At 40.3% G+C, this 23,553-nt stretch carries 22 protein-coding genes and 2 pseudogenes; 11 read left to right on the top strand and 13 right to left on the bottom strand.

Translation table 11 applies throughout. The features are described 5' to 3' along the window. Positions 1-14: 14 nt before the first annotated feature. Together VA249_RS22815 and VA249_RS22810 are read right to left on the bottom strand one after the other, a co-directional pair. Positions 15-1,295, bottom strand: a complete 1,281-nt coding sequence (locus VA249_RS22815) for a Y-family DNA polymerase (RefSeq protein ID WP_176703899.1) — start codon at positions 1,293-1,295, stop codon at positions 15-17. Then, positions 1,289-1,993 (bottom strand): S24 family peptidase, encoded by a 705-nt coding sequence (locus tag VA249_RS22810; RefSeq protein WP_176703900.1) that lies wholly within the window; start codon positions 1,991-1,993, stop codon positions 1,289-1,291. Before VA249_RS22810 ends, VA249_RS22815 begins: the two co-directional genes overlap by 7 nt. Positions 1,994-2,272: 279 nt before the next feature. On the opposite strand from VA249_RS22810, the gene VA249_RS22805 reads away from it, so the two are divergent. Then, on the top strand, positions 2,273-2,794 hold the full coding sequence (locus VA249_RS22805) for a hypothetical protein (RefSeq protein WP_221072329.1): 522 nt from the start codon (positions 2,273-2,275) through the stop codon (positions 2,792-2,794). Between the two features lie 757 nt (positions 2,795-3,551). On the opposite strand, the gene VA249_RS22800 is transcribed toward VA249_RS22805, so the two are convergent. The 6 genes from VA249_RS22800 to VA249_RS22775 form a co-directional block, all read right to left on the bottom strand. Then, a complete protein-coding gene (locus VA249_RS22800) occupies positions 3,552-3,857 on the bottom strand; it encodes a hypothetical protein (protein ID WP_176703902.1) in 306 nt (101 codons plus the stop codon). Positions 3,858-4,362: 505 nt separating this feature from the next. Further along, positions 4,363-6,006: an ankyrin repeat domain-containing protein gene (locus VA249_RS22795; RefSeq protein WP_221072328.1), complete on the bottom strand. Its 1,644-nt coding sequence runs from the start codon at positions 6,004-6,006 to the stop codon at positions 4,363-4,365. A 240-nt stretch (positions 6,007-6,246) separates the two neighbouring features. Beyond that, on the bottom strand, positions 6,247-6,699 hold the full coding sequence (locus VA249_RS22790; protein ID WP_221072326.1) for a hypothetical protein: 453 nt from the start codon (positions 6,697-6,699) through the stop codon (positions 6,247-6,249). Further along, positions 6,686-7,681: a DNA replication terminus site-binding protein gene (locus tag VA249_RS22785; RefSeq protein ID WP_176703905.1), complete on the bottom strand. Its 996-nt coding sequence runs from the start codon at positions 7,679-7,681 to the stop codon at positions 6,686-6,688. Before VA249_RS22785 ends, VA249_RS22790 begins: the two co-directional genes overlap by 14 nt. Positions 7,682-7,765: 84 nt before the next feature. Then, entirely contained in the window at positions 7,766-7,963 is a 198-nt protein-coding gene (locus tag VA249_RS22780) for a hypothetical protein (protein ID WP_176703906.1), read from the bottom strand. Between the two features lie 455 nt (positions 7,964-8,418). Beyond that, positions 8,419-9,204 carry a tyrosine-type recombinase/integrase gene (locus tag VA249_RS22775; protein WP_176703907.1) on the bottom strand — a complete coding sequence of 262 codons (786 nt, stop codon included), beginning with the start codon at positions 9,202-9,204 and terminating at the stop codon, positions 8,419-8,421. 310 nt (positions 9,205-9,514) lie between these two features. On the opposite strand from VA249_RS22775, the gene VA249_RS22770 reads away from it, so the two are divergent. From VA249_RS22770 to bcp, 7 genes are all read left to right on the top strand, one after another. Further along, the gene (locus tag VA249_RS22770; protein WP_176703908.1) at positions 9,515-10,342 is read left to right on the top strand and encodes a regulatory protein RecX; all 828 of its coding nucleotides are present in this window, start codon (positions 9,515-9,517) and stop codon (positions 10,340-10,342) included. A 127-nt stretch (positions 10,343-10,469) separates the two neighbouring features. Next, on the top strand, positions 10,470-10,940 hold the full coding sequence (locus tag VA249_RS22765; RefSeq protein ID WP_176703909.1) for a porin: 471 nt from the start codon (positions 10,470-10,472) through the stop codon (positions 10,938-10,940). 70 nt (positions 10,941-11,010) lie between these two features. Beyond that, positions 11,011-12,414 carry a tyrosine-type recombinase/integrase gene (locus VA249_RS22760; protein WP_176703594.1) on the top strand — a complete coding sequence of 468 codons (1,404 nt, stop codon included), beginning with the start codon at positions 11,011-11,013 and terminating at the stop codon, positions 12,412-12,414. After that, positions 12,414-14,735 (top strand): hypothetical protein, encoded by a 2,322-nt coding sequence (locus VA249_RS22755; RefSeq protein WP_176703595.1) that lies wholly within the window; start codon positions 12,414-12,416, stop codon positions 14,733-14,735. The genes VA249_RS22760 and VA249_RS22755 overlap by 1 nt, the downstream gene beginning before the upstream one ends. Positions 14,736-14,749: 14 nt before the next feature. After that, complete coding sequence (locus VA249_RS22750; protein WP_176703596.1) at positions 14,750-16,945, top strand: site-specific integrase; 2,196 nt, start codon at positions 14,750-14,752, stop codon at positions 16,943-16,945. Further along, entirely contained in the window at positions 16,945-17,442 is a 498-nt protein-coding gene (locus VA249_RS22745; protein ID WP_176703597.1) for a bacterioferritin comigratory protein, read from the top strand. The genes VA249_RS22750 and VA249_RS22745 overlap by 1 nt, the downstream gene beginning before the upstream one ends. Positions 17,443-17,556: 114 nt before the next feature. Next, a complete protein-coding gene (bcp, locus tag VA249_RS22740; protein ID WP_176703599.1) occupies positions 17,557-18,030 on the top strand; it encodes a thioredoxin-dependent thiol peroxidase in 474 nt (157 codons plus the stop codon). Positions 18,031-18,073: 43 nt separating this feature from the next. Here the strand turns inward: bcp and VA249_RS22735 are convergent, their stop codons facing one another. Then, positions 18,074-18,634, bottom strand: a complete 561-nt coding sequence (locus tag VA249_RS22735; protein WP_176703601.1) for a hypothetical protein — start codon at positions 18,632-18,634, stop codon at positions 18,074-18,076. Between the two features lie 83 nt (positions 18,635-18,717). Between VA249_RS22735 and VA249_RS22730 the strand changes: the two genes are divergently transcribed. After that, complete coding sequence (locus VA249_RS22730; protein WP_176703603.1) at positions 18,718-18,948, top strand: helix-turn-helix domain-containing protein; 231 nt, start codon at positions 18,718-18,720, stop codon at positions 18,946-18,948. A 219-nt stretch (positions 18,949-19,167) separates the two neighbouring features. Here VA249_RS22730 and VA249_RS22725 read toward each other — a convergent pair whose 3' ends face one another. The 4 genes and pseudogenes from VA249_RS22725 to VA249_RS22715 all read right to left on the bottom strand — a co-directional run bounded on the left by VA249_RS22725 (position 19,168) and on the right by VA249_RS22715 (position 20,880). Continuing rightward, positions 19,168-19,563 carry a hypothetical protein gene (locus VA249_RS22725; protein ID WP_176703605.1) on the bottom strand — a complete coding sequence of 132 codons (396 nt, stop codon included), beginning with the start codon at positions 19,561-19,563 and terminating at the stop codon, positions 19,168-19,170. 376 nt (positions 19,564-19,939) lie between these two features. Next, positions 19,940-20,311 (bottom strand): hypothetical protein, encoded by a 372-nt coding sequence (locus VA249_RS22720; RefSeq protein ID WP_176703606.1) that lies wholly within the window; start codon positions 20,309-20,311, stop codon positions 19,940-19,942. Positions 20,312-20,436: 125 nt separating this feature from the next. After that, a pseudogene (locus tag VA249_RS24180) lies at positions 20,437-20,619 on the bottom strand (hypothetical protein); the annotation flags it as partial. Between the two features lie 24 nt (positions 20,620-20,643). Further along, entirely contained in the window at positions 20,644-20,880 is a 237-nt protein-coding gene (locus tag VA249_RS22715) for a hypothetical protein (RefSeq protein WP_176703608.1), read from the bottom strand. A gap of 235 nt (positions 20,881-21,115) precedes the next feature. Between VA249_RS22715 and VA249_RS22710 the strand changes: the two are divergent. Further along, a pseudogene (locus VA249_RS22710) lies at positions 21,116-21,331 on the top strand (transposase); the annotation flags it as partial. A gap of 593 nt (positions 21,332-21,924) precedes the next feature. After that, positions 21,925-23,397 carry a group II intron reverse transcriptase/maturase gene (gene ltrA, locus VA249_RS22705; RefSeq protein WP_176703910.1) on the top strand — a complete coding sequence of 491 codons (1,473 nt, stop codon included), beginning with the start codon at positions 21,925-21,927 and terminating at the stop codon, positions 23,395-23,397. Positions 23,398-23,553 lie beyond the last annotated feature (156 nt).

Below are 23,553 nucleotides of genomic sequence, written 5' to 3'. Positions count from 1 at the left end.
ACCACACCGATGGTTTAGACACACTGTACCTCAATCAGATCTTGTATATCTGTGAAATAATTTTCCAATCTTTCAAAGTTGATGCTTCCTTGCTTCTCTTTATACAGAACTTTCTCAGAGGCAAATTTGATGGCACTAGCCCCAAATCGTAGCCTTAAGCTATCCATCGCAGCGTTCAACTCCGGCTTGTTGTCACGTTCATCAAAGAGGCTAAATTGTTTGTTCTCTATGTCGACCAAAGCCGGTGTACCTACGCCAACCTTATAAATAGGTTGGTCGACGAGAGATACTGGTACCAACTTTGAGTACTGCTCACGAATCAGTTTTAGTGCAGCAGAGGTATCACTAAGCCCACACTCTAGTGGGATTTCTATATTTGCGTAGAAAGGCTTGCAGCTCTCATGGCGGCTGGTGGCAACAAAGGCGGAAAGTACCAGGGCCTCACTCTTTTGACTTCTAACTTTACGGAACACCTCAGCCGTATGATGCGCTATCTCACTAAACAACACGTCTTGGCTTCTCAAACGGTCACGATAACTGGAAGTTGACCATATTTGCTTCTTCTTCTCTCTAGCTTGTGATATGTCGTAAACGCTAATTCCATTCAACTCATGTATCAGGTTAGCTATGTTTATTCCATATTTGCGTTGATATTTCTTAGCATCACACATCTTGAGTTGATAGGCAGTCGTCAGTCCCTCCATGGTTAGATGCTTATTAAAGCGTGAGCCGATCCCCCACACTTTACCGACCGGCATCGCTTTTAATGTTTTGTCTATTTGAGCTTGACTTGAGAGCACGCATTGGCCGTTATAACCATCAAGGTTTTTCGCGGCCCAGCTTGCCGCCTTTGTTAAGACCAGAGTTGAGGCTACCCCAACGCCAGTGGCCACGCCTGTCTCACGATATACTTTCCGACGTAGTTCATGCATGAACGGATCCAAAGGTACACCCATCGATACGAAGCGTTCGCAATTTACAAAAATCTCATCCACTGAATATCGTAGGTTAGGGCAAGGGAACGTTTCTTCTTCAATCACTGACATGAACCGGTCGCTCAAAAAGCTGTAAGTATTGAAGTTAGCTTTGAACACTGCGCCGCGGTGTAGTTTTAATCGATCAATGGACTCCCAGATTGGCGTGAATTTCTCGATACTAAGCTCTGATGCACGCCGAGAGTTGGCTATGCTTATCCCTTGTCCTGCTGTCACAAGAACAGGCGAATGAGCTAAATGCGGTTTGTATATCGTCGAAGAGGACGCGTAAAACCGAGAACCATCTAGAATAGCTAACACGAAGTGATCTCTCGATGTAAACGCAATGAGTATCGAACGACGCCATGCATCCTTAAATAATCGGAATTGGCATCGACCTTGTGCGTTTTAAATTTTGGGTTATCTGAATAAAGCAGACCGCGTTCAATATCTATTCGCTTGCAAACGAGGTCGTGATTTAGAGCCAGAACTGCAATATCACCGCTGCATGGTTTCAGGTGACGCTCAAGCACCATAATGTCGGAATCATGGATGTAGGGAAGCATCGATTCACCACGGGCACGGCAAAAGATAGTGGCTATTTCTCGGTCAACTAGCAATTGATGTAAAGACAGCTCATTCATTGAAGTATGACAGGGCAGCGATTTCGGGCAGCGATAATGGTGTACAGATACGGTTATAACACCTACCACCATTAAATCATTGCTATCTCCTTGCACGTAATGCCGTTTTAATTCACTGAAGCGGATAATGTACTGTTCATCGTATTTTTGTACTAAGACTACATCGTTAAGCAGTGGCTGCAGAGCTTCATCCACTAGAAGCCAATCACCTTTTTGAATGCCCTGTTTTCGATAGCTGACCGGACTCTCAATCAATCTCATTGATGACGGAGAATGGACAAATACTTTGTCAAGATTAATTAAATTTCTACGGTGCACTAACGTAGGATTTTCAAACGCTGAAATGCCGGCGCTAACATTCAATACAGCTTTCATATGTTGCTCGCATACTGTTTACATATACAGTATTGTAGCGATAGGCCCTCAGCTCGTCTATATCACCTTTTCTGTTTGATCAAATTTATAGCAAAGCGGAAGCATGCACCGCAAAGCTCAAGCTCTCGAAATCAGCTAAGACTTAAAGTGTAGGCTATAATTGATGTACAAAGAAAATTTTGGTGATCTATGAACTGTTTAAATAGGTTGCTTGTTATGACCATAGGATTACTCATATTTTGTACTGTGAATATAGACGTGGGTTCACAGGGCAACCCCATGCTTCTTGAAATAATAAGCACAGCTCAAGCAAGGAGCAGTGCTAGGCCCAAATATCAAAGACCAATATATAAACCAACTTATCCCACAAAAAGGGATGAATGGATTGTAGAACCCTTAACAATCAAACCTAGTGATCTTGATTTGCTGAATCAAATTCGGTCAAAAAACAAGGACATCAAATCTATCAAAACGCCAAATTTTAAGCCATTTCCTAATAGGATTGCAGATTCATCACTTATCAACACTGCATATGCAATGTTGACTCGACGTCAAAACCATGACTCAGAAATCAGCATCAGTACGTGTGAGGTTGTCGTTGAGCAATTTTTCTCCGGCAAAAAAAACATGCCAAACTATACAATTGATAACAGCTACACTGAGCCGTTTTTCTACGCATCTATGGATATTTACTTTAAAACTCATTTCAAGACACTGGGAAAATTTATTGATCTTCTGTCACTTTGTGCACCAAGCGGAGCTAACTCATATGGAATTGGTGTCTGCAAATCGAAAAATTGAGTCGGCTCTTAACTCATCTAAACTAATACCGTCTAAGTTTTGCCAAACCGAGTACTCTTCCTCTATCGACAAACCGTGGTTGGTCCAGGCTTACCATCATATTTACCTAATACTTGAACTGTACCACCGCCACTTGAAAATTGAATAACGCCATTTTAATTGTTTGAAAAGTCGTTAAAAACAGTCAAGATTGCACCATTTTCACTATTGTTCCGTGCGTAATCATCATTTTTCGACACTCCTGATTTTGTTAACTTGCTGTCTCAGCATAGACTCTACTAATTAAAAGAAATCATACTAACCTCAATTAAATTAAGGTGCGTAGTACCCATATCCTATGTATCTATAAGCCAAGAAAATATAGATAACGCACCAAAGTGCTTAAGAACAAGCCAAGTAGCCCTTACGCTATGACCTTATTTCAGCTAAGTGAAGCAGTGCAACTTCCGTGTGATAGTCGAAACCTTTATCCATTACGGCTCCATTTTCATCCCATGATACGTACTTAATTAGACTGGAGAAGTCTTCAGTGATATTTATCTGAGACAGTAAATCTGGTCTATTCCCCCAATCTGGATATCAAAACAGCGCAAGGTGGGATTTACATCGCTTAGTCGATGCAAGAAACGACTCTATCGCTTCTGATTCTGAATTAGCTTTTAGGAATGAGCGTGGTTTGAGGCCCCACGCTAAAGCCCACAGTCCAGTGCCAGAGTCTCTTCGCCAAATTTAGAGACCCGCTTGAGACTTAGCTGGTCTATGAAGAACTGATTAAGCCATCAATATATGCTTTTTCGTTTAATCCTGCATAACCTGACGCAATGAAGATCGCTAGTAAAACCCAAAGTATAGATGTTGCCCATTTATACCTCTGTAAAACCCAAATCAAAAAAAATAGATAGACCACTAAGGACAGGCTAAAAGCAATACCTGGTCCTGTGTAAAAAACCAAGTCAACTAAGCACCAACTCTCATTTTGAGACGCTGTTAGCTGTTCAAAAGTAGGGCAGTTTTCAGGGATAGGTCGCCAAAATGTGTCGATTAAAAACTGAATGTCATTCATAGTAAAACCTGTATGTTTAAGTCACCAAATCGGTACTACAGCTGGACAAGCGGCATTTCAAACCCACATAAGGTTTGCTTACCAACCAGACAAAACACTCTCTCTGAATCAAAAGAGTCAACATATACAGGTGTGCCTGGCTCTATGTAGTCAAGTAGAAATGGTAAGCCAAACTTTTCGATTTCCGTTTCAATAATCACCCCTCTAATCACGGCAAAACGAAAATTATTTCTAACAAGAGGAGCAGAGCCAGTGACCTTTGAAAATTTAGGTAGTGAGTGGATTTTTTTTTCGTTGTTAACAAGTTCGAGCAGATAGCTTGCTCTGGCCTGTTCATTAAAGAAAGACTCGAAGCTTTCATATAAGCCAAGAGTGAATAGAGATATAAAGCCAAGAACGAATATTTTGGTAAATATATCGGTAAGTTTGGTTTCGATTTTTCATAACGAGTTTCCGCTTGTAGTGGTAGGAACACCATTACAAGCGAAAACAATGTCGAGACTCATTATTCACCATGCAAGATATCGTAGAGCTCTCCAGCAGATTGCCCGTTGTTATCTTTAATGCAGAAATTTGCAGCATGTTCGATGAGAAAGGTTGTGACTTCCAGACTGTTAGAAAGTACGGCGCAATGTGCTGGCGTAAACCCACCTTGTTTTGATGGCGTGTTGAGACAGTGGTGACAAAGATTATTAGAATGTATGAAATGGCAAACATCAATTGAATCATATTGACTGACGCTGTGCCAGACAGTGTAACCGTCATCATCAAATGCATTGAAATCGACTTCATTGATGCGAGCTATTTGTGCTAAATGACAGTTGTTTGTCAGCGCCGCAATATGAGCTAGGTTTCGGTGGCACTCGTCAGTAAATGACTGTAGTGCCGTTTTACACATTAGCTCAAGAGGTTCAAGATCATTATTCTTAATTGCCTCAATGATTCGTTGCTCGTCATTGCTTACCACTTTTGGCTGGTGGTCACTAACCTTTAAGATGAAATCCTCTACATTCATTTCAAATAAATCACCAAGCGCTCCATCTATATCGACTTGAGGATCTTTCCCGTACTCCTCGAACCAAGGTTCTGAATACCAATATTCTTCGTGATGATCGCGAATAACCTGAGCACGAATCAGATAGTTGTTATAAGGCAAATCAATTGCGGTTTGAATGTTGTACTCAAGATCGATTTGTACATCTTCCACTAATATCTTGTCGTTTAGCTCATTGAAAAGCTCGTAGGAAGTGAGGTTCAGGGTAATCGGACCAAAGATACGTAAGCAATCATCGCCTCTTGAGTTAATATATCTCTGATTCAGAAGCACATTGATTGAAGAACATTTCCCGAACTGAAACATGTAGGTGTTCACGCTCAGATTTCCTGATGATCCAATGTCGAATAACTCAACCAGTTCGTTATTTACCCCCTCATCATTAAGGGATAGTGACCAAAGAGTGCCAGCCCATACCAATAAACCGCTATCTAAAATGTCTTTCATATCACCGCGGCTTAATTCCACTTCATTATTTGAAGCAAAGGGGTTAGGCATGGGTGTCAAGTCCACTCCTACTCCCTTAAAGCCGAGCTGGTCGATTTTATATTGGTCTCCCCCAAACGATGCACCAACGACAGGAACGCCATTAAGCAAACACTTCTTCATAGATTCATCTTCGACAAATCGTTCACAAAGGTAGTATTCATTATCAGGATGCATAAGTACCAGAAGATCGGGTTGGTAAGCGTCGACCGCATCACTAAGGCAAATATCGGTCAAACTAACGCTAGTCTGTTTTTTGTTAGTAAATAGGTCTGGATTCAAGGCGACGTCAAAATTTATCACCTCTAAATCTATATCTGACTGTATGACTATTTTGAATGTAATATTGGTGGCTAAAATCGTATTCAGTAGTTCAAAAAAATGCCCAAAATTTGGACATAAAATGGGATCGCTATAAGCCATGATTATAGTGACCTCCTTTTTTTCTAACAGTGCAGGGGCATAGGTTTGAATCTGGTAACCAAGGGTCATCACTGGTCCTAGTAAGGAGCAAAGTGATTCGTCGTAAGGCTGATTATCGAAAATGGGTTGAGCTTCATTTAGCGCTTCAACAGCACTTTTTAGGCAGGAGACTTTAGATAATTCCATTGGCACGGCCCTAATCAGTAGTGGGTTCATTACTATTAGCGAAAACTGAATAACGCAGCGATACCGATGCAGTATTTGGCTCTATGTTTTCTCTAAGGAGTCTTGTGACGACAAAAACTCAAAATCTTCCCTATGCTCGTCTAACCTTTTAGCGATGTTGGGTGCAAACTTTGAATTGATTCTAATGTAACCTATTCTATTTAATAGATTTTATAGTATAAGCTTGCTCCTTAAGTATCTTTAGAGCCCATTCTTAATCATGGTCATTGTGGTTATTGAATCTAACATTTCTCTGCGCGCTAACGTACTTAACGCGATACCAGTTACCGAAAAAAGTTCATCATTAGGCACCATGAATGAGGCTACTTTCCCTTTCTCGATAATCTGCACATTCAGACCAGTTTCAGGGTTGGCTTCTAATTTCAGGGTTTTCCCATTGTGAAATGGAAATTCCAGCTGTGTGGCTGTTCTTAATAAAAGAAAGCGGCATAATTGCGTAAGTTCTTTGGAACTTAACTGAAATATTGACGTACCAGTGAAAACGACTTTGCCATTTAGGATAGGAGCAATCTGAAACCGGAGCGTCAACACATCACCACTTTTCTTAGTGCAAGTTTGGATGTGTAAACAGTAGTTACGATTGAAAAAACGACGGAAATTTTCTTCGCAAAAATCTTTCTTAGTTTGATACATATCTTCTGAAATCCTTTCTCTTTTCATGTTCACCTGCATGGCCATGAACGCTTCGGTAAAATATGTTTACCCCAGGCGCAATGATCGTGTGCTTTTCTGTTTTGGTTTTATCACCGTCAGCTGCCTTGCTCGGCTTACGTTCATCATTATCAACGGAAATATCAATACTTGTTTTTGGTACAAATCCAGATTTCTTGACTTGCTTGTTAATGACGAACAATGGGGAATGAGCCCTTAAATTCTTGCGTTTAATCGCGTCGCTGCTGTCTCGCCAACGAACGCTTTGTACCGGCTGAATTTTGCTGCACTTTATAACAACGTACTGAATGTTTGGGGTGTCATTCTTTTTGAGAAGCTCTATATAGTTCTCTCTTACATCTACTGAGCAGTCCGATTTTTCGACGTACTTCACAGCATCATCGACCGTTTCAAATGGGTGATATGAAAACGCAAAAGGGCTCCAACTGAATGTCGTAGAGGCAATATCGAACGCACTGTAGTTGATTTGACGTTCAATGGTCTTTATCCAGAACTGCTTCAAGACTGGGTGTTTACGATAAAACTCACGACGCTTTGATTCTGACTTGAAATGTTTGTCTATAAGTTTTCGGTAATGATTTTTTAAGGTTCTAATTAGCTCAAACTGATCAAATAGCAACTTTTCAACCTCTTCAGTTGCTTTGACCTCAACCCAGCCAAATAATCGGTTATTACCCTCATAGCTATTAATGCGTTCCAATGGAAGAAGATTAGTCTCGATGGCTTTCAAAACTTCAGCTTTATCATTGCTAGGAACTGTCACGGGTGAGAGATCAACTTTCATAACCGGAGAGCCATGTTCATCATAGAGAGGTGGTACAGTAGCGGTCTGTAATTGAGTTTTGAGATCACACCTTTCAAGCAGGTAAATCAACTGCTTAACAGCATCTTGGATATTTTTAACCGAAGTGCTAAAACTGTCGTCTGTTGTATAAATTAACATAGCATTACCTAAATTTTCCTCTTGGAATCATTATGTCATGCTTTGAACGCCCGACAACAGTTACCGGGCGTCGACGCATTAGAGCTAACTCATTAAACCCGTTATGCGATGTGAAATGTCATTTGCTTGTTTAGTTTCTTGCTCGCCTGCAAGCCAGCCATTTAACCAATCTTTGCGTGCCCATTGTAAGCTCTCAATATGCTTAGGGTAGGGGTTATGTGTTTTGTCCAGATTGATTGAGTGAACCAAATAGCCATTTTGATAAGGAATTGAGTTATTCATGCCTTGTTCTCCTTTGGTTTGTTCACACTAATAAGCGAAACCTTTATTCAGGGATCGTTTGCCAGAAGCGGTGGATCAACTGGCTATTTATATTGAGGTAAACAATAGCTACAAAGGTGCAAGTAATGTCTGATTCGACAGATATAAGAGAAAAGCTAGAAAACTACTGTGTTGCACATGGCATAACGGTATCTCTAAATACGACTTTGATACTTGTATCATTGTTGTTGATGACTCAGACCTCGAAAATGAAGTGGGTGTATATTATGAAGAGAAAATTCTTGAATACCTGACCTCTTCGATGGTGACTCTGATGATGCTTTAGAGTGGTATCACTATAACGTAATCGAGGTCAAGATTAAGATTAATCCCAAATTATCAAATACCTATACGATTTGTCGTTACTCCATAGACAGTTAATGAAGCACCAAACACTCTTTATGCGGCAAGAGACCTTACGCGGCTTCGGTTTTCATTTCTTTGATCAGTTTCTGCAGGTCTTCTTTCTTTTTGCTTACGTATTTCACAGTTGTCTCAACACTCTTGTGACCAAGTAAGGCTTGCACTTGAACAATATTTGCATCGTTAAGCTCTACCATCGAAGTAGCAAAGTACTTACGGAAACTGTGCGTGCCTGTCTCATCGAACCCCAAGTTAGGATGGCTTTTGTGTAGTTTTTTCAATAGTCGATTTGCGTACTGAATCGACGGTGGGTTGCCGGCGCTAAACCGATGCTCAGATGCAAACAAGAACTCGGACGAAATATGACCATTCAGACTCTCAACTTCATCGATCACCTCGCGAATTCGATCATTAGTAAAAATCGTTAACATCGCTTCGGTTCTGGCCAAAGAATCGATTTCATCATGCGTTTTCGTTTTTCCTTTCTCACTATTTGCAATTTTCGAGTAAGCCAGGCTATAGGTCTTCAGAGGCGTGAAATCAAAGTATGGTTTGAACCGATTTGTGTCTTCGTCATAAAAATCTGATCTGATCAGCGTGGAGGCGTCACTAAAGCGCAAACCAGTTAAAGACTGCATTTCAAACAAAAGAGATAAGATAGGATTCTGTAGATAAACAGTGTCGAGCAGCTTTCTGTAGTTTGTGAAGCTTGGAGCTTCCGATTTTGCATTACGCTTTTTGATCTGCTGATTGGTCGAATCTTTAGTTATTCTATCAACACGCTGGACTTTGCGGTTTACAAAAGGATTCATACCCATATTTTTGTTTGAAGTAGCCATTTTGCGTCCTCCAGAAACCAAACATATTTCATTTGTATAAAATCAATTAAAACAACAACTTAACAAAAGGTTACCATTTCAACTTTGGGTCTATTTAGTTTCAAAAAGGAGTATTTTTGAAACTAACTATCGCTGTAAGTCTATACAGTATAGGGATTGTATTCAACTCCTATTTATTTGAAACAATTACAGTGTCACTTTGATCAATTTTGATCATTAACGGATGAAGTGTCGTGACCATGTAACTTCTAAAAACTTGTCGGCTTATGGTTGTGAAGTATAAAAGTAGAAATTGAAACAGGAGGTCTATATGACTCAACAGAGATGCACCATACGACAGGCAAAAAATGAATCTTCCGTCTGGAACTCTGCAATTTGGCACTTGGAGAATAAAGGCTACTTCTTAACCATACCAGAGTTGCGTCAGAAGTTAGAAAAGAAAACGGATAACTCACAGTGGATAGATAACACAATTAACAAGTTACTCGACCAATTTATAATTAAATCAGACTATGAATTTTGCTTAGAATATATTGAACGATCATTTTTCTCTGATTATGGATCAATCAAAATCAGAGAGGTATTAAGTAAAAAGCTCATTTCTGACAGAAATATAGACGAGGCACTAAACGAGATTGTCACTAATAAGAGTATTGATGAACAAGCTATAATTAACGCTTATGTAAACAGCTATTATTCAGAATTTAAAGTGACAAAAGAAAAGCTTACCAGAATATTAAAGAAACGTGGATTTACCTACACACAAGTTAAAGCAGCTATTGACCAACATCCAGACAACCACACTCTAAAGACCGATCGCCAAGTAAAGGCAGAGAAAACCGATTTAGACATAGAGTTAGTCAAGCATTGCAAGCGGGGAAAGGGGCTTCGTTGGATCAAATTTCACTTAAGATCCAAAGGTGTGGATATTACCGAAATTGATCAAAGATCCGAAATTCTGACAAATAAAGGAGATATAGACTTCTACACGGCATGTATTAATGCACTAGTTAAAAAGAAGTATGACGTAAAAGATATAGGAGGTAAGAGAAAAGCATTTGCTTATTTATCTGGTCGTGGATTTAATTCAGACGAAATTAGTAATGCAATTGACTCACTTTTAATAAATTTCAACTAATCTTTATAAAAATACTTGTCGGCTCTTCATTAAAGTTTAATTTTTGGGTAGCTTAACTTTTCGCAAGTGAAAGCATTTAGAGGTTCAGAGTCACTTAATATATGAGCAAAAATTACAGGGAGTTATTATGTTGAAAACCAAACATGTTGTGTTGTGTATGTTAGTTGCATTTCAGTCTAACGCTGAAATTGAGTTATATGCTGACGAAACGAAATCGGTATTACTGACTGGTGGCATAGATACCTATGCTGATCTGTTCCGAGAGTCTGAGTCCGATAATCCAGAGCAAGAAAAAAGTGAAGACTTCGATCTTTACATTGAGGCTTATGCTGAATTCCAATTTTCGCACCAACTAACGGAGGGGTTGATGACCTTTGGTGCGTTTGAGATCTACAGCTTTGAAGATGAATTTGAAGAACGCACAACTGAGTTAGACGATGTTTATGTAGGCGTTAGCGGTCAATATGGCACCTTTTATTTAGGAGAAGCCGAAGACTCGGTTGACGTTGTTGGTTTGCTAACTGATATCTCAAACGATGGCGTCTATGCTATTGATTCTCTTTATGAAGAAGAGGGCACCCTTAGAAATTTTTTATGACATAAAACCTTGGATTTTTTTTATGACAAAACTATCTTTGATATGTGGCTAACATATCGAGGGTTGTCTTGTGATAGGAACGCATGAAAAACAGAGTTTTGATATTTACGACGACTATTGGCTTCTTTCCATAGAGGTGGATACATTAGCGAAGCTACAAAACTATGCAAATATCGATATCGACACTGGAGAAGTGACGCATTCCCCTTACCTTTCTCCTTCCAACCTGAAATCACGCCTAAAGAAAACAGATATCATCATTGCCCCTGATGGGACTATTGTTTATCCACAATCTCTGTACCTCGTATCCAAATTGCGTGGGGAAGCTGCAGTCAAAGACACTGGCTCAATCGCGAAAGGCTTGTTAGCTTTTACTCGTTATCTAGACTCCACCCACTACTCACAAGTGGATGAAGATGGTTATGAAATACCGCCTGAATACCTAACCTATAAAACTCTGTCCAAGTATGAAGAAGAAGGTGTACCTTGGCGGTTTGCCGAGTTCTTACTTGCAAACTGCAAAAATATTGAAGGTTCTAATGGCGACGAGGCTTTAAGCCTATCTACCGCTAAGAGTTATATGAGTGCAGTGATTGGGTTCTATAAATGGATGCAAAAATACGGCTACATCCCAAATAATGATCAGAATGTTGTAACCCACTACACAACCAGGACAAGGCATTATGAGTTAAATCATCACGATATGTTGGCTCATACAAAGCCAGGCTCTGAACATTCTAATGAAACCTCCAACATTATGAGAATGTTTCCTAAAAAAGATACTACTCCCGCTTATAAAAAGCTTAAGCCGATGCACCCCGAGCACAAGGCTATATTTAATGAGCATGCAACTTCACTCCCAAAAGCGGCAAATTTAATCTTTCGCCTATGTCTCGAGGCAGGGCTTAGAATTGATGAAGCCACTCACTTCCCCTCCAGTGACATCGGGATAGCAGACTGCAGTGATTTAGATGTAGTACCGTTCAAAATTACTCGTACGAAAGGCAGTAAACCTCGTATCGTTGAAGTTCCAATTACACTGTACGAAGAGCTAGAGATATATAAAGAGAGTCATGCACGGCTTAAAAAGCTAAACAAACGTAATGACCTTATTCAATCAGGCAAAGAAACAGATACCATAGAATACCTATTTCTTTCAAATAAAGGGAAACCTTACTCGGTCAATACTTTAGAAACGGATTTTTCGAAGCTGCGAAGACGCATACGCGAAGTGGATCGTTCTTGGTATTACCGTATTCACGATTTACGCTCAACCTTTGCAACCCATTGGCTCTGGAATGAGTCAAAAGAACGTGATGTTGGCTATGACTACCTTATGGATGAGCTGAAGGAGTTAATGGGGCACTCAAGCACCTCAATAACAGAAAAGTACATTAAGTATATGAACAAGCTGGACGACCAAATCAACATGGCTAAAGCCAAAAACCTCAAAATCAACGGAGGTTGGTCGTAATGGCGAAAAGTAAAATCGCAAAACAGTCCAAAGCCGTCAAGCATGTGCGGAACAATCAAAATGTTGTTCCTTTGAATCTTGATATTCCTTATAAAGGTACTAGAGAAACTAGAGTAAAGCTGTTCGATGTTTCTCACCTATTGTATTTTGGGAGTAACAAAGAAAACAAAAAAATAGGCAACCGAACCGTATTTATCAGGTCTTTTTGCAAAAAAGCTCATCAATATGTCAGCAATGGCAAGTCAGCAACAAGCGTCACAGGATGCTACGAGAGTTTACGCGCCTACGTTGCTTTTTGTGATGCACTAAAAGTTGACCCATTCTCCGAAAGTGGCTATTTGAAGTATGCAGGCAACGATGGCGAGTTAAGACATCGTATCAAGATGTTTACCCCTTCAAAACGCCTGTGGGAATACAATCATGGTGATGAGTTAAGCAAGAAAGAGTCAAGCGCTTCAACTGTACTTTCAACCCTTCGCACAGCGCTTGAATGGTGCGGTTTGCCGGTTTCCGATTGGGCTAGGCATCATCGAGGGTTTGCAAGAGAAAATGAGCCATTTAAGGGGTACTCAGATGATGAAGAAACGCTTCTGGTCACTCGATTAGATACATTATTTTTCACTCTCGCGCCACAACTCATTGCTGCTAAAGAAAACAATACGCTTTTACCCGAAACTCTGCCGCTTATCATTAGTCTTGGCTTGCATGAGGAAACTCTCCATATCCCGACATCATTGGAAACGCGATTTGCAAGCAAAAATGGCACCGCTGTTAATGCTGGCGCGGCCTTCAACCTTACGATGGGTGCCGCATATCATTTAATGTGCTTTTTTACCTCACAGAACGACAGCAACATTCGAAACATTGCCCACCCAATTCATGTTCATACCGAAGATCGAGATAAGAGCCTGCAAGTAGTCAAGGTTTCAAGCTATAAGCCTCGATCAAGCAACGAAGTCGATGCCCTATTAGTGGGTGAGTCATTTGACGTTAATAAGCGTGATGGCGTAAAGTTTATAAAACTATTAGAACGATTATCCAAGCTCTACGGCAACAGTGAAGATGGCTCTGAACTGCTTTTCACTCTCAATAATAACTCAGAAGTCAGTAATGCCTTTAATTTGCGAGAACTAAATAAGGCTCTCGTCAACAAACTACACCTGTTATCTCCCCACCGGGCGGGTAATCTACCTTGGTTTAAAGAGTTGTTTTACACCTACCGAAATCAGCAATCCATCACGTTAAAAAAGGTTACGAATCATTTAGGTCGCACGGTTGTTCATAAAGAAGTGCAGGAAGTTTCCAAAACTAAGGCAGGACAAGGAGCAACCAACAGCGCCTACTGCATTTTATCTTGCTACACAGACTTACCGTATAAAGGGGTTTTACTTCCGCTCACCTATTCCGAGATTGATAGCGATGGCAATGTTACCGTTTCTTTTAAGTATAGAAGTGGCGAAACAGGATACTTCAAAGCCCCTGCTTGTGATTTAACGCTTATTAAAGATATAGAGCGGTATGCGAAAGAAAAAGCAAACAAACAGGCTAAGAAATACAAACGACTACTTTTAACAAGATCCTCCAATAATATTCCTTATGATTGGGAAGGTATTAGCCCTATTTCAGCCAACCTCATGAAACGTTGGTCTGTTGAACCCAACCATTACTACCTCTCTCTTCAATCAAGTCGCTGGCGAGAAATGAGCAGTAATCAAGCCTATGCGGAGGGAGGGGTTCAAGCCGTTCAAAGCTTGCTCCAAAACAAGCGAGACACAATAGAGAGAAGTTACATAAATGGGCTTCCATCACTTAATAAAGTCATTCTCTCTCAGGGTATCGAAGTTATCGAAAACCTCTTTGATAATGACTTAGAGAAAGCAAAAGATGCTGTTGCTAAAAGGCGCGGCATTCCGATGCTGACATACGAGGAAAGTGAGAAAAAGCGTAAAACCAACCCCAACGGAATAGTTTGTGATGGGAAGCAAGCTATGATTGACGGTAAGAATACACAGCGAGAAACGAACTATGCGCTAGACGCAGACTTACCTTGCGCCGAGTTTGATATGTGCCACAAGTGCCAATCTGCCAAAGCGTTAGATGAAGTTGACGCTATCTATAAACTCATTTCATACATCGATGTTTTGAAGGAAGGGCTTGATATGTTCCCTGACTCGAAAGGGGATGCACTAGAAAAAATCAAAGCGTTTGAGTGTACGCTAGATGAGGCAAGTAACGATGTATTCGATGAAGCCATGAAAAAATTCAATACCCAAGGTCGTCATCCAAGAGTATCCATCGACCATGCAATTCTATCTATGTAGTTACGGAGGCTCACATGATAAAAATCTCTGACCTAGAGCACCAAAACAAGCTTCTTAAAGCGCAACAAAACATTGGCGCTCATACTAATTACTTAATAGATGTGTTAAAGCCAGCGATTGAGCGCGGCGATTGGGATGAACTCGAAGCTCTTGATATAGGCTTTACGGTGACTGGTGAATCATTAGGTAAAATTGCCGATGATGAGGCATGGAGAAACTTGCAGTCTCACATTGAGCCGCAACCAAAGAAGTTCTACACACTAGAGTTTACTAACGATGGTAGAGTGGTTGAGCGCAACCTAAAAAATGAACTTAAAGTGCTCATACTTAAAATGATGTGGCTTTCACCTCATGACCATTCCTTTTGCACTCTTTATGAGGCGCTAAATGATCTAAAAAAAGTCATCAACCCGCTCTTAAATGAAGGGATTAATACGTTGTCTGCGCTTGACTTTGACCAACTCGAAACCTGGGTGCTAACAGACTTTACCGATATCGACTTTGAAAGAGAAAAAATTTACAACGGGTTAAATCGCCTTTATTTAGAAGCTAGGGGGTTGCCCTTTAAGGTTAACCTAAATAAAAAACTTACCGCCTCAGATTTTGGTTTAACTCTTAAAGAAGCTAAGCAATATACCGTCATTCCACAAAGGCTCTACTATATGGGGCTTCAAAAGTCAGAGGAGGTGATAAATGAAGCTTACGCTCTTCGTCATGAGCTAGAGCAACTGGCAGATTACATTACCACCTATTTTGAAAAAGCCTATGTAGGTTATGCTAAGTATCTGGTCAGTGGTGACGCTAGACAAAAAAACGGTGGTATTACATGGTATTTAGTCAAATCGGGAGAAAGAAATAAAAAGCGCACCACGGCTTTTCAACAAGCCTTCACTGCACTTCGCTCTCCAAATGAAGAAGAAGTACTGGCTCTCGCACAACTTCATAAGCCACAGATAAAAAGCGAATATATAGATAAATTCCACAGCGAACGACAGCTAACGATTGGGCAGTGGACAATCACCAATCGAACAGAGGCTCAATCACTTTTTAAAATGCTTAATGGTGGCTGCTTATGGGGATTAATGGCTCGTACAGGAATGAGAGGCGATGAAATGTATAGTCTGAACACGGTTCAGGGCTGCACGAAAGATATCATTGACCGCCAAAATATATACGTTATCCATGCAAACCTATCAAAGACAGTGAAAGGCTCTCAATCAATACAAGATGAGTTTGTCACCACTGAAATTGGTATGAAAGCTTATGAAGTCCTGCAAGCGCTGCATACGCCACTTAGAAAAAGGGACTCAAGCTCACAATCTTTCTTTCATAAAACAACAGAAGATTTCAGTAAAGTAGGCAAAGCATCAATAGGAAAATACTCTATGGCTTGGTTCAAAAATGCTTTGCGTGAAGAGCTTGCGCTAACCAATGAAGACCTAACTGACCTAAAAGTATCTGACCCCAATTTATCGTTTGAATTGGGTAGCAATTACGAGTTTACGCCACACCAACTTCGCCGCTCTTTTGCTTACTATTTAATTGGTTACGAGCTTTGTAACTTTCCACAACTCAAACAACAGTTCAGTCATGTATCTATGGCAATGACGCGGCATTACGCTAAAAATGCCAGTAAGTTTCAAAAAATCAGACAAAAGAAAAAGACACTTGCGAACGAAATTGATGAGGAACGAATCGACCAAAAAGCCCGTGTCTATTTGAGTATCTATGAAAAATTGGCAAACAAGGAAAAAATTGCAGGCGGTAAAGGCAAAGAGTTTGCTAAAAGCATAACCAAAACAAACCGTAACTTATTCACAGACAAAGTGGATAATGACATGCTTACTCTTAACTTCTGGAAAAAGCAAATTCGAAATAAAAAACGGCACCTTCATGCCGTAGCGCCTGGGATATATTGCACTTCAACCACATGTGGCTTAAGAACACTTATTAACCTAATTGAGTGCGTAGATTGCAAGAATGACTACATCGTGGATGCCGTATTTGCTGAAGCAAAGCGTAAAGAAGCTGAAATTCACATGCTTTACGATATTGAAAATAATGAACTCACTCCTCAAACTGCCTCTGAGTCTTATATTAAAGTTCAAGCGGCAGAACGTATTATGAGTGATTTAGGTATCGACTATGAGCCTGTCGTTTTTCCTAATGAAGTTAGGGACTTACTCATCCCATTTGGAGTTTTTTCATAATGTCACAGACAACAAAAAAGAAGCTAATTGACGCATTAGAAAGGCTGCTGAGCGGTGATGTAGCAAAGTTAACATCGAGAGAGCTGCGTAATAAAGCGCGAAAGGGCAAGCTTAAAATCAACAATAGCAATGTTGAAAAAGAAGCAGGCCTTTCCGTTGGCGCACTCAGAAGACACAACGACGTCATTCTGATGATAAAAAACAAATCATTAGAAGTACAGGTTGCTCAGGATGAAACAAGTGATTCCCCTATTGAAATACTTCTAAAAGAAATAAAGTCAATCAGAAGCGAGAAAATAAGAGAGAAGAATTTAAAAGAAGAGTATTACGGCGAAGCACAAAACCATCAGGATGCGTTAGCTGCTCAAGCAGCCACTCACGTAAAAGTCGTTCAAGAGCTTATGGATATGTTACATGAAAGTGAACGAGAGAAAGCGATGGATAAGGTGGTTAATGCCAGACCAGATAACATCGTCGAAGGTCATTTTAGAAAGTAACTAAACCTCGTTTGCCGTTACCACTAGACAACACTATCAAGCATAGATCAAACTAGACGTTAAGATAATAAGAAAACTCATTTCAGAGTAAATTAAAGAAAGTAAGGATAATCCATGGCTATCGAAGCAGGGCAAATCGCTCCAGATTTCACATTAAACGACCAAGACAGCAACCCAATTACGCTCTCCGAGTTAAGAGGAAAGAAAGTTCTGCTCTACTTTTACCCACGCGCTTCGACGCCTGGCTGTACTGTCCAAGCTCAGGGTCTTCGTGACACTAAAACTGAACTAGATGCTCATAACGTTGTTGTTCTGGGTCTCAGCCCTGACACACCCAAAAAACTTACTAATTTTATCAATAAACAAGAGCTCAACTTCACGCTGTTAGCCGATGAAAATCACACTGTATGTGAAAAGTACGGTGTTTGGCAGCTCAAAAAGTTCATGGGTCGAGAGAATATGGGCGTGGTTCGTACAAGCTTCCTTATCGATGAGTCTGGTAATCTCGAACATGTATTCAACAAGTTCAAAACCAAAGATCATCATGAAGTCGTTCTAAACTACTTAAATGGACAACAAAAATCGTAAACCGAATTAAAATCTAACACAGCCCAACTGGTAAGAGGTAAAGTCAAACAGTTGGGCTTTCTCGTTTCATTTCCGTTATAAGATTAATCGCTTGAGTTCTAACATTTAGCCGCGTAACTATTCCTGACAACTTGTCTTGAGCTGTTTGCAACAAAGGTGACAGTAAGACTCCCAACTCTTCACTTCGCTCGATCAGAAGTTGATACTCTTCAACTTCAGTTTCAATGGTAGAGCGCTCCCGTTCCAGGTTATTTTTCTCATACTGAAGCAACTCGATAACCGCTTCTTTCTCTGCCCCACCGCTTTTCTTTTTGCGATATCTTCTCTGTGTCAGATAGAAGTCGATCTCATAAAACAGAGGCGTTTTATGATAAATACGATTCCGCTGGTTCCCTAAGCCAATCACAACACCTGCATCTACTAGTTTTTTAACTTCTCGCGCAACAAACACCCTCAACGACAAAGGATCAGAATATTCAGCTGAGGTATTACGTAGTGAGTTACGAACGTCATTTACTGTAAAGCTTTGAAGCTCTTTAGGAGCAAGGGCCTCATAAACATCCCTATTGATGCGGTGTTTTTTAGTATTTGTCATTTTCATCATAAAAATCAGCACTTTTGAGGATTATAGTCCGTGGCTATATCTGCATCAAGATCAGATAGTCTTCCATTTGAAGCTGAACAAAAATGAAAGACTTAGCAAAGAAACTTGGTATCAATTTGGTAGCTATGAGAAAGCAAAAGCATATTTCTCAAGACAAGCTCGCATTGCTCGCAAATATTGATAGAAGTTATGTGGGGAGGATTGAGCGCGGTGAAGTGAATATCACTCTAGAGAAACTGTACCAAATAGCTGAAGCATTAGAGTGTGATGCTAGAGATCTCCTGCCAAGTATGCGAAAGAGCGATACACCATAGTCTTGTCGAACCTAACAAGGTTATGCCCCTTTACTCGTTAGAGTAAAAGCTCATTTCTGCCCCATTTCACGTTAGAGTTAAAGCTCATTTGCAATACATGAGTGATAATTTGCTATATTTTTTCTAATATCAATTTCTGGGCTGAACAACGAAGAAGATCTGCAACTGGCAAGCCTTCATTCGTGGTGTATAGAACGAGTGTCGAGTAAGTTGGGGCTATTAATCAGGTTTTTCACCTATGTCTGTCCGCTTATAAATGGCCTTATTATCTACTGTCTTATGTGATAACAGACCAATTTCCAGTGATTCTAACTCTTTCCTGAAACTACGCCCAAAAGCTCTAGGGCTCTCTACTTGAGCCCACGCTTCACCAAGGAGTTCCGTAAGAGAAAACTCCGTGCCTTCATCTAACATAAATGCATTATGCAATGCTGTGTTCATTAAGCGACTTTGATCCACCTTTTTTACCTCCTCATCTTTCGCGATTTGTGCTTTAACCTGATTTTGAAGAGACAAACTTAATGCCTCTTCAATAGATACTCCTTGCTTATTAGCGATCAGCGTAACATGAGATAAATCTTCATCAGTGAGCCTAATGAGTAGTTCTATAGCCATACAACCTCCTATAATATGAAAAATGGCCCTGCATATAGCATAGAAGCAACTTCTATACTCAATCTATACACTTCTATTTTTTCAACAGTACAATAGCTTTAAAAAGGTGTCAAATGGAGAATAGATTTGGCTTCTACTTATTTTCTATGTGCTTTTAAGTTATAAAAGTGACTTGTGTCGAGGTTGCAAAAAGGCATTGATGTCATACCTGACGAAGCTTTGAAAGACTTGTTAGCTCTGCCTTAGCTTACAATGCTGTAGAGGACGGTACGGTTCGTGACAATTTAGATCAGATCATGAAATGTAAAATTAGTTCAAAAAAAATCCCCAAGCTGTAGCTTAGGGATTTGTGTGTAAGAGACAGATTAACAGGATCTTAAAATTTTGAACCAAGCCCGCTTCTACTAAAATCTATAGCATCAGATACAGATTCATCCCAATATTCACTCGAATCATCATTGTAATAAGAAGTTTCTTCTTCGATATCTTCTTCATTAACAAATACATTATCATCGAGTGATTTTTTAAATGTATATGAAAAAATATTATTAGACATAGGCAAAATAGATATAAGCTCCCAACCTTTTATACCTATATAATCAAGTATGGTTTGCACCATTTGATCTTCATAATATTCTTCTTCGGTTATAGATGATATTCTTTCTGGTATTTTTTCTATAGAGATCATCGTGTCGAGCTCATCATCTAAATAGACTTCGAAATTAACGACTAAATATTCCCAAGACATAATTGTTCTCCAGGCACAATAAAAGCATTAGAATGTAATAATAATTACTGTTTTATTAAATTACTCATAATGACTATTTAAATAACTGATTATTTATTTCACATAAAATTACAGAAATCATTGCTTCATATAGTAATAATCCCGAACTCAAGTCCGAAGTGCGACACTTCCAAATTTAGCAGCCATGCATATTTTTTGAATATCACAGCTGGCTGTTTAAAGCCTAAACACTTCTTTGGTCTGTAATTTATTCTCGCCATAGCGAGGGATATCTCGTCATCACTAACTTCACGTAAATCAGAACCTTTCACAAATTTTTAATTGGTATTAGTCTATTTCGCCTGTCTGATGAATGCAGGAATGTCCAGGTAATTATCAGATTGCTCACTTACCTTACTGTGAGTATTCACTATGGTGTTTAGTTCATCGTAGCTAACACCAAAAAAACGAGATGCCTTCATTAATCCATTGATAAACTGTTTTTTTTCCTTGCGGCTACAATCGTCTGTTAAATTTTGGTAGTGTAAAAATTCACACTCTAAATAATTTATAAAATCTCTTTTACTCATATATAAATGACCTCAGTTAAACTTTGTTCGGATGTTCAACTTTACGTTGAGTACAAACTAATTAATTTAGCTTTTTATTTTACCTGTCATTTCTCTTTTAGAAAAATATTTTCGATGGAGTAATTGGATTTAACGTAAGGCTCGTTGCACGAATCTAACATAAGCTAAGTGGCTTTGTTGCTTAAATCGATGGAACTAAATCAAGAAGACTATCCCCATCAGTCGTCGTAGCCTCATGCCTAAACCTCGTTACAAAACAACTAACTGGAAGCAGTACAATAAAGCCTTAATCAACCATGGTTCTCTGACCTTTTGGATTGATGAGGAAGCGATCGCTGAGTGGAAGCAAAACAAACAAAGCAAGCGTGGTAGACCTCGTCGATTTAGCGACTTAGCCATTACTACCGCACTTATGGTGAAACGCATTTTTTCTATGCCATTGAGAGCACTGATCTAAATGATTTCTGTTCGTGCGACGTGAGGTTGCATGAAGCGTTGTTCACCGCCTAATGAGTGAACCAACTGTATCACCAGTTGACCCTAGGGCTCTGAATAAAGCAGCGAGCCTGACAATGTAACGAAGACGGGCCTGACAGTCTGTCGGGGACTAAATCGTGAGACAAGGTCCTTCCTGATAACCACAAATTGGGTGAGTGCTAGGGAGTTGGTATGATGAACACACGTGAATCCGTATAAGGTGCGTTATATTATGAGCAGCGGAAGTGGTTTATACGCTGTGGCCAAAAGGCATCGAGAGTAGGAAAGAGGTTGGACAGTACTCTTTCGTGATCAATATACTCTCCGCATCATAGCGGGCATCTAACCCAACATCACGCAACATGTGAAACACGGTAAGCCTGTATCACTCCCTATGGGAAAGCCGCAGTGGCCGATAGTGATGCAGGTAGAGGAGGTTGGAAAAAGCAAAGGCTGCATTGTAACGATGCAGATACAGACTTGTGTCTGGTCACGAAAGTGAGCCCACTTCCAACTGGTCTCTCGTTGCGAGAGAGTTTGAAGAACTTTATTAAGGAAGAAAAGCAAATGATGATTTCGAATGAGATTAGTGCATCTTCTGACAGTGCACAGTGGCAATCCATTAACTGGAAGGCCGTAGAGGCAAACGTCTTAAAGCTTCAAATGCGTATCGCAAAGGCAACTAGAGACGGTAAGCACGGCAAAGCAAAAGCATTGCAGTGGATACTGACTCACTCTCGCTCAGCAAAACTTCTTGCTGTTAAGCGAGTCTCTCAAAATAAAGGCAGTAAAACGCCTGGAATAGACGGCGTTGTCTGGAACACAGACACGCGTCGTATGAAAGCAGCAAATCAACTGAGTCGGAAAGCTTATCAAGCAAAACCACTCAAGCGTATCTACATCCCCAAAAAGAACGGTAAACTCAGGCCACTGGGTATTCCATGCATGATTGACAGAGCCCAACAAGCTCTTCATCTTCTAGCATTAGAACCTGTGTCCGAAACGCTTGCCGACCCTAATAGTTATGGTTTTAGACCAAATCGCAGCACGGCTGACGCTGTCAGTCAATGTTTCAAATGTTTGGCCCTAAAGCGATCTGCTAAATGGGTTCTTGAAGGAGACATCAAAGCTTGCTTCGATAAAATCGGGCATCAGTGGCTGATGGATAACATCGCCATCGATAAACGGATGTTGGAGCAATGGCTTAAGTCAGGCTTTGTAAACAAAGGGCTGTTTTACGACACCGACGAAGGCACGCCTCAAGGCGGGATTATATCCCCCACCTTGATGCTGATGACGTTATCGGGTCTCGAACAGCGCATTAAGTCTACTGCGCTTAAGAAAGGCGCAAGAGCTAACTTTATTGGATATGCCGACGATTTCGTCGTCACCTGCGCTTCAAAGGAAGTGTTGGAGAACGATATCAAACCATTGATTGCTGACTTTTTAGCGGTACGAGGCTTAACGTTATCCGAAGAGAAAACGCATATTACTCACATCAACGACGGTTTTGACTTTCTTGGGTTCAACCATAGGAAGTACAAAGGAAAACTGCTCATCAAACCGAGCAAGGCCAACACGTTGACGTTCCTAAGTAACTTGCGCGGACTCATCAAAAAGCACGTTACCCTACCGGTGAACGACCTTATCAAACTGATTAACCCAAAGCTTAGAGGGTGGTCGAACTATTATCGCCACTGCGTAGCTAAGCAGGTATTCAGATATGTCGGTCACGGACTATTTCAAGCGTTATGGCATTGGGCTAAAAGGCGACATCCAACAAAATCTAGATCTTGGATCGCCTTGAAATACTTCATCAACCGAAAAGGCCAATGGCAGTTTCACGGTTGGCAGAAGATAAAGGATATGGATTGCCAGTTTAATCTTTTCCAGATAGCTAAAGTGCCAATAGAAAGACATGTGAAAATCCGAAGCGCAGCGACTCCTTTTGACCCTCAATACCAAGAATACTTGGGAAAGAGAAAACACAAAAGGCTAGCTCGTAATTCTTGGATTGAACCTGCTCTCACTGCTTTATAAGTTGCTGGGTATCATTTGATGCCTTTGTAGAGGCTTGAGCCTAGTGCAGTGAAAGTTGCACGCTGGGTTCTCAGGGAGACGGCACTTGGTAACAAGTGTCGTCCACCCGACAACAATGAGCTATCATGACTAGCTCATTGTGTGTGATATAAGTTA

The organism is Vibrio alfacsensis (genome assembly GCF_019670485.1).
Taxonomy (GTDB): domain Bacteria; phylum Pseudomonadota; class Gammaproteobacteria; order Enterobacterales; family Vibrionaceae; genus Vibrio; species Vibrio alfacsensis.
Note: the sequence above shows the minus strand (reverse complement) of the source record. Positions and strands in the feature narration are given on the sequence as shown.

What these genes read in the sequence shown, in the direction of transcription:
- VA249_RS22810 (WP_176703900.1), bottom strand. Translation starts at nt 1,993, where the DNA reads ATGAAAGCTGTATTGAATGTTAGCGCCGGCATTTCAGCGTTTGAAAAT.
- VA249_RS22805 (WP_221072329.1), top strand. Translation starts at nt 2,273, where the DNA reads ATGCTTCTTGAAATAATAAGCACAGCTCAAGCAAGGAGCAGTGCTAGG.
- VA249_RS22800 (WP_176703902.1), bottom strand. Translation starts at nt 3,857, where the DNA reads ATGAATGACATTCAGTTTTTAATCGACACATTTTGGCGACCTATCCCT.
- VA249_RS22795 (WP_221072328.1), bottom strand. Translation starts at nt 6,006, where the DNA reads ATGGAATTATCTAAAGTCTCCTGCCTAAAAAGTGCTGTTGAAGCGCTA.
- VA249_RS22790 (WP_221072326.1), bottom strand. Translation starts at nt 6,699, where the DNA reads ATGTATCAAACTAAGAAAGATTTTTGCGAAGAAAATTTCCGTCGTTTT.
- VA249_RS22785 (WP_176703905.1), bottom strand. Translation starts at nt 7,681, where the DNA reads ATGTTAATTTATACAACAGACGACAGTTTTAGCACTTCGGTTAAAAAT.
- VA249_RS22780 (WP_176703906.1), bottom strand. Translation starts at nt 7,963, where the DNA reads ATGAATAACTCAATTCCTTATCAAAATGGCTATTTGGTTCACTCAATC.
- VA249_RS22775 (WP_176703907.1), bottom strand. Translation starts at nt 9,204, where the DNA reads ATGGCTACTTCAAACAAAAATATGGGTATGAATCCTTTTGTAAACCGC.
- VA249_RS22770 (WP_176703908.1), top strand. Translation starts at nt 9,515, where the DNA reads ATGACTCAACAGAGATGCACCATACGACAGGCAAAAAATGAATCTTCC.
- VA249_RS22765 (WP_176703909.1), top strand. Translation starts at nt 10,470, where the DNA reads ATGTTGAAAACCAAACATGTTGTGTTGTGTATGTTAGTTGCATTTCAG.
- VA249_RS22755 (WP_176703595.1), top strand. Translation starts at nt 12,414, where the DNA reads ATGGCGAAAAGTAAAATCGCAAAACAGTCCAAAGCCGTCAAGCATGTG.
- VA249_RS22750 (WP_176703596.1), top strand. Translation starts at nt 14,750, where the DNA reads ATGATAAAAATCTCTGACCTAGAGCACCAAAACAAGCTTCTTAAAGCG.
- VA249_RS22745 (WP_176703597.1), top strand. Translation starts at nt 16,945, where the DNA reads ATGTCACAGACAACAAAAAAGAAGCTAATTGACGCATTAGAAAGGCTG.
- bcp (WP_176703599.1), top strand. Translation starts at nt 17,557, where the DNA reads ATGGCTATCGAAGCAGGGCAAATCGCTCCAGATTTCACATTAAACGAC.
- VA249_RS22735 (WP_176703601.1), bottom strand. Translation starts at nt 18,634, where the DNA reads ATGATGAAAATGACAAATACTAAAAAACACCGCATCAATAGGGATGTT.
- VA249_RS22730 (WP_176703603.1), top strand. Translation starts at nt 18,718, where the DNA reads ATGAAAGACTTAGCAAAGAAACTTGGTATCAATTTGGTAGCTATGAGA.
- VA249_RS22725 (WP_176703605.1), bottom strand. Translation starts at nt 19,563, where the DNA reads ATGGCTATAGAACTACTCATTAGGCTCACTGATGAAGATTTATCTCAT.
- VA249_RS22720 (WP_176703606.1), bottom strand. Translation starts at nt 20,311, where the DNA reads ATGTCTTGGGAATATTTAGTCGTTAATTTCGAAGTCTATTTAGATGAT.
- VA249_RS22715 (WP_176703608.1), bottom strand. Translation starts at nt 20,880, where the DNA reads ATGAGTAAAAGAGATTTTATAAATTATTTAGAGTGTGAATTTTTACAC.
- ltrA (WP_176703910.1), top strand. Translation starts at nt 21,925, where the DNA reads ATGATGATTTCGAATGAGATTAGTGCATCTTCTGACAGTGCACAGTGG.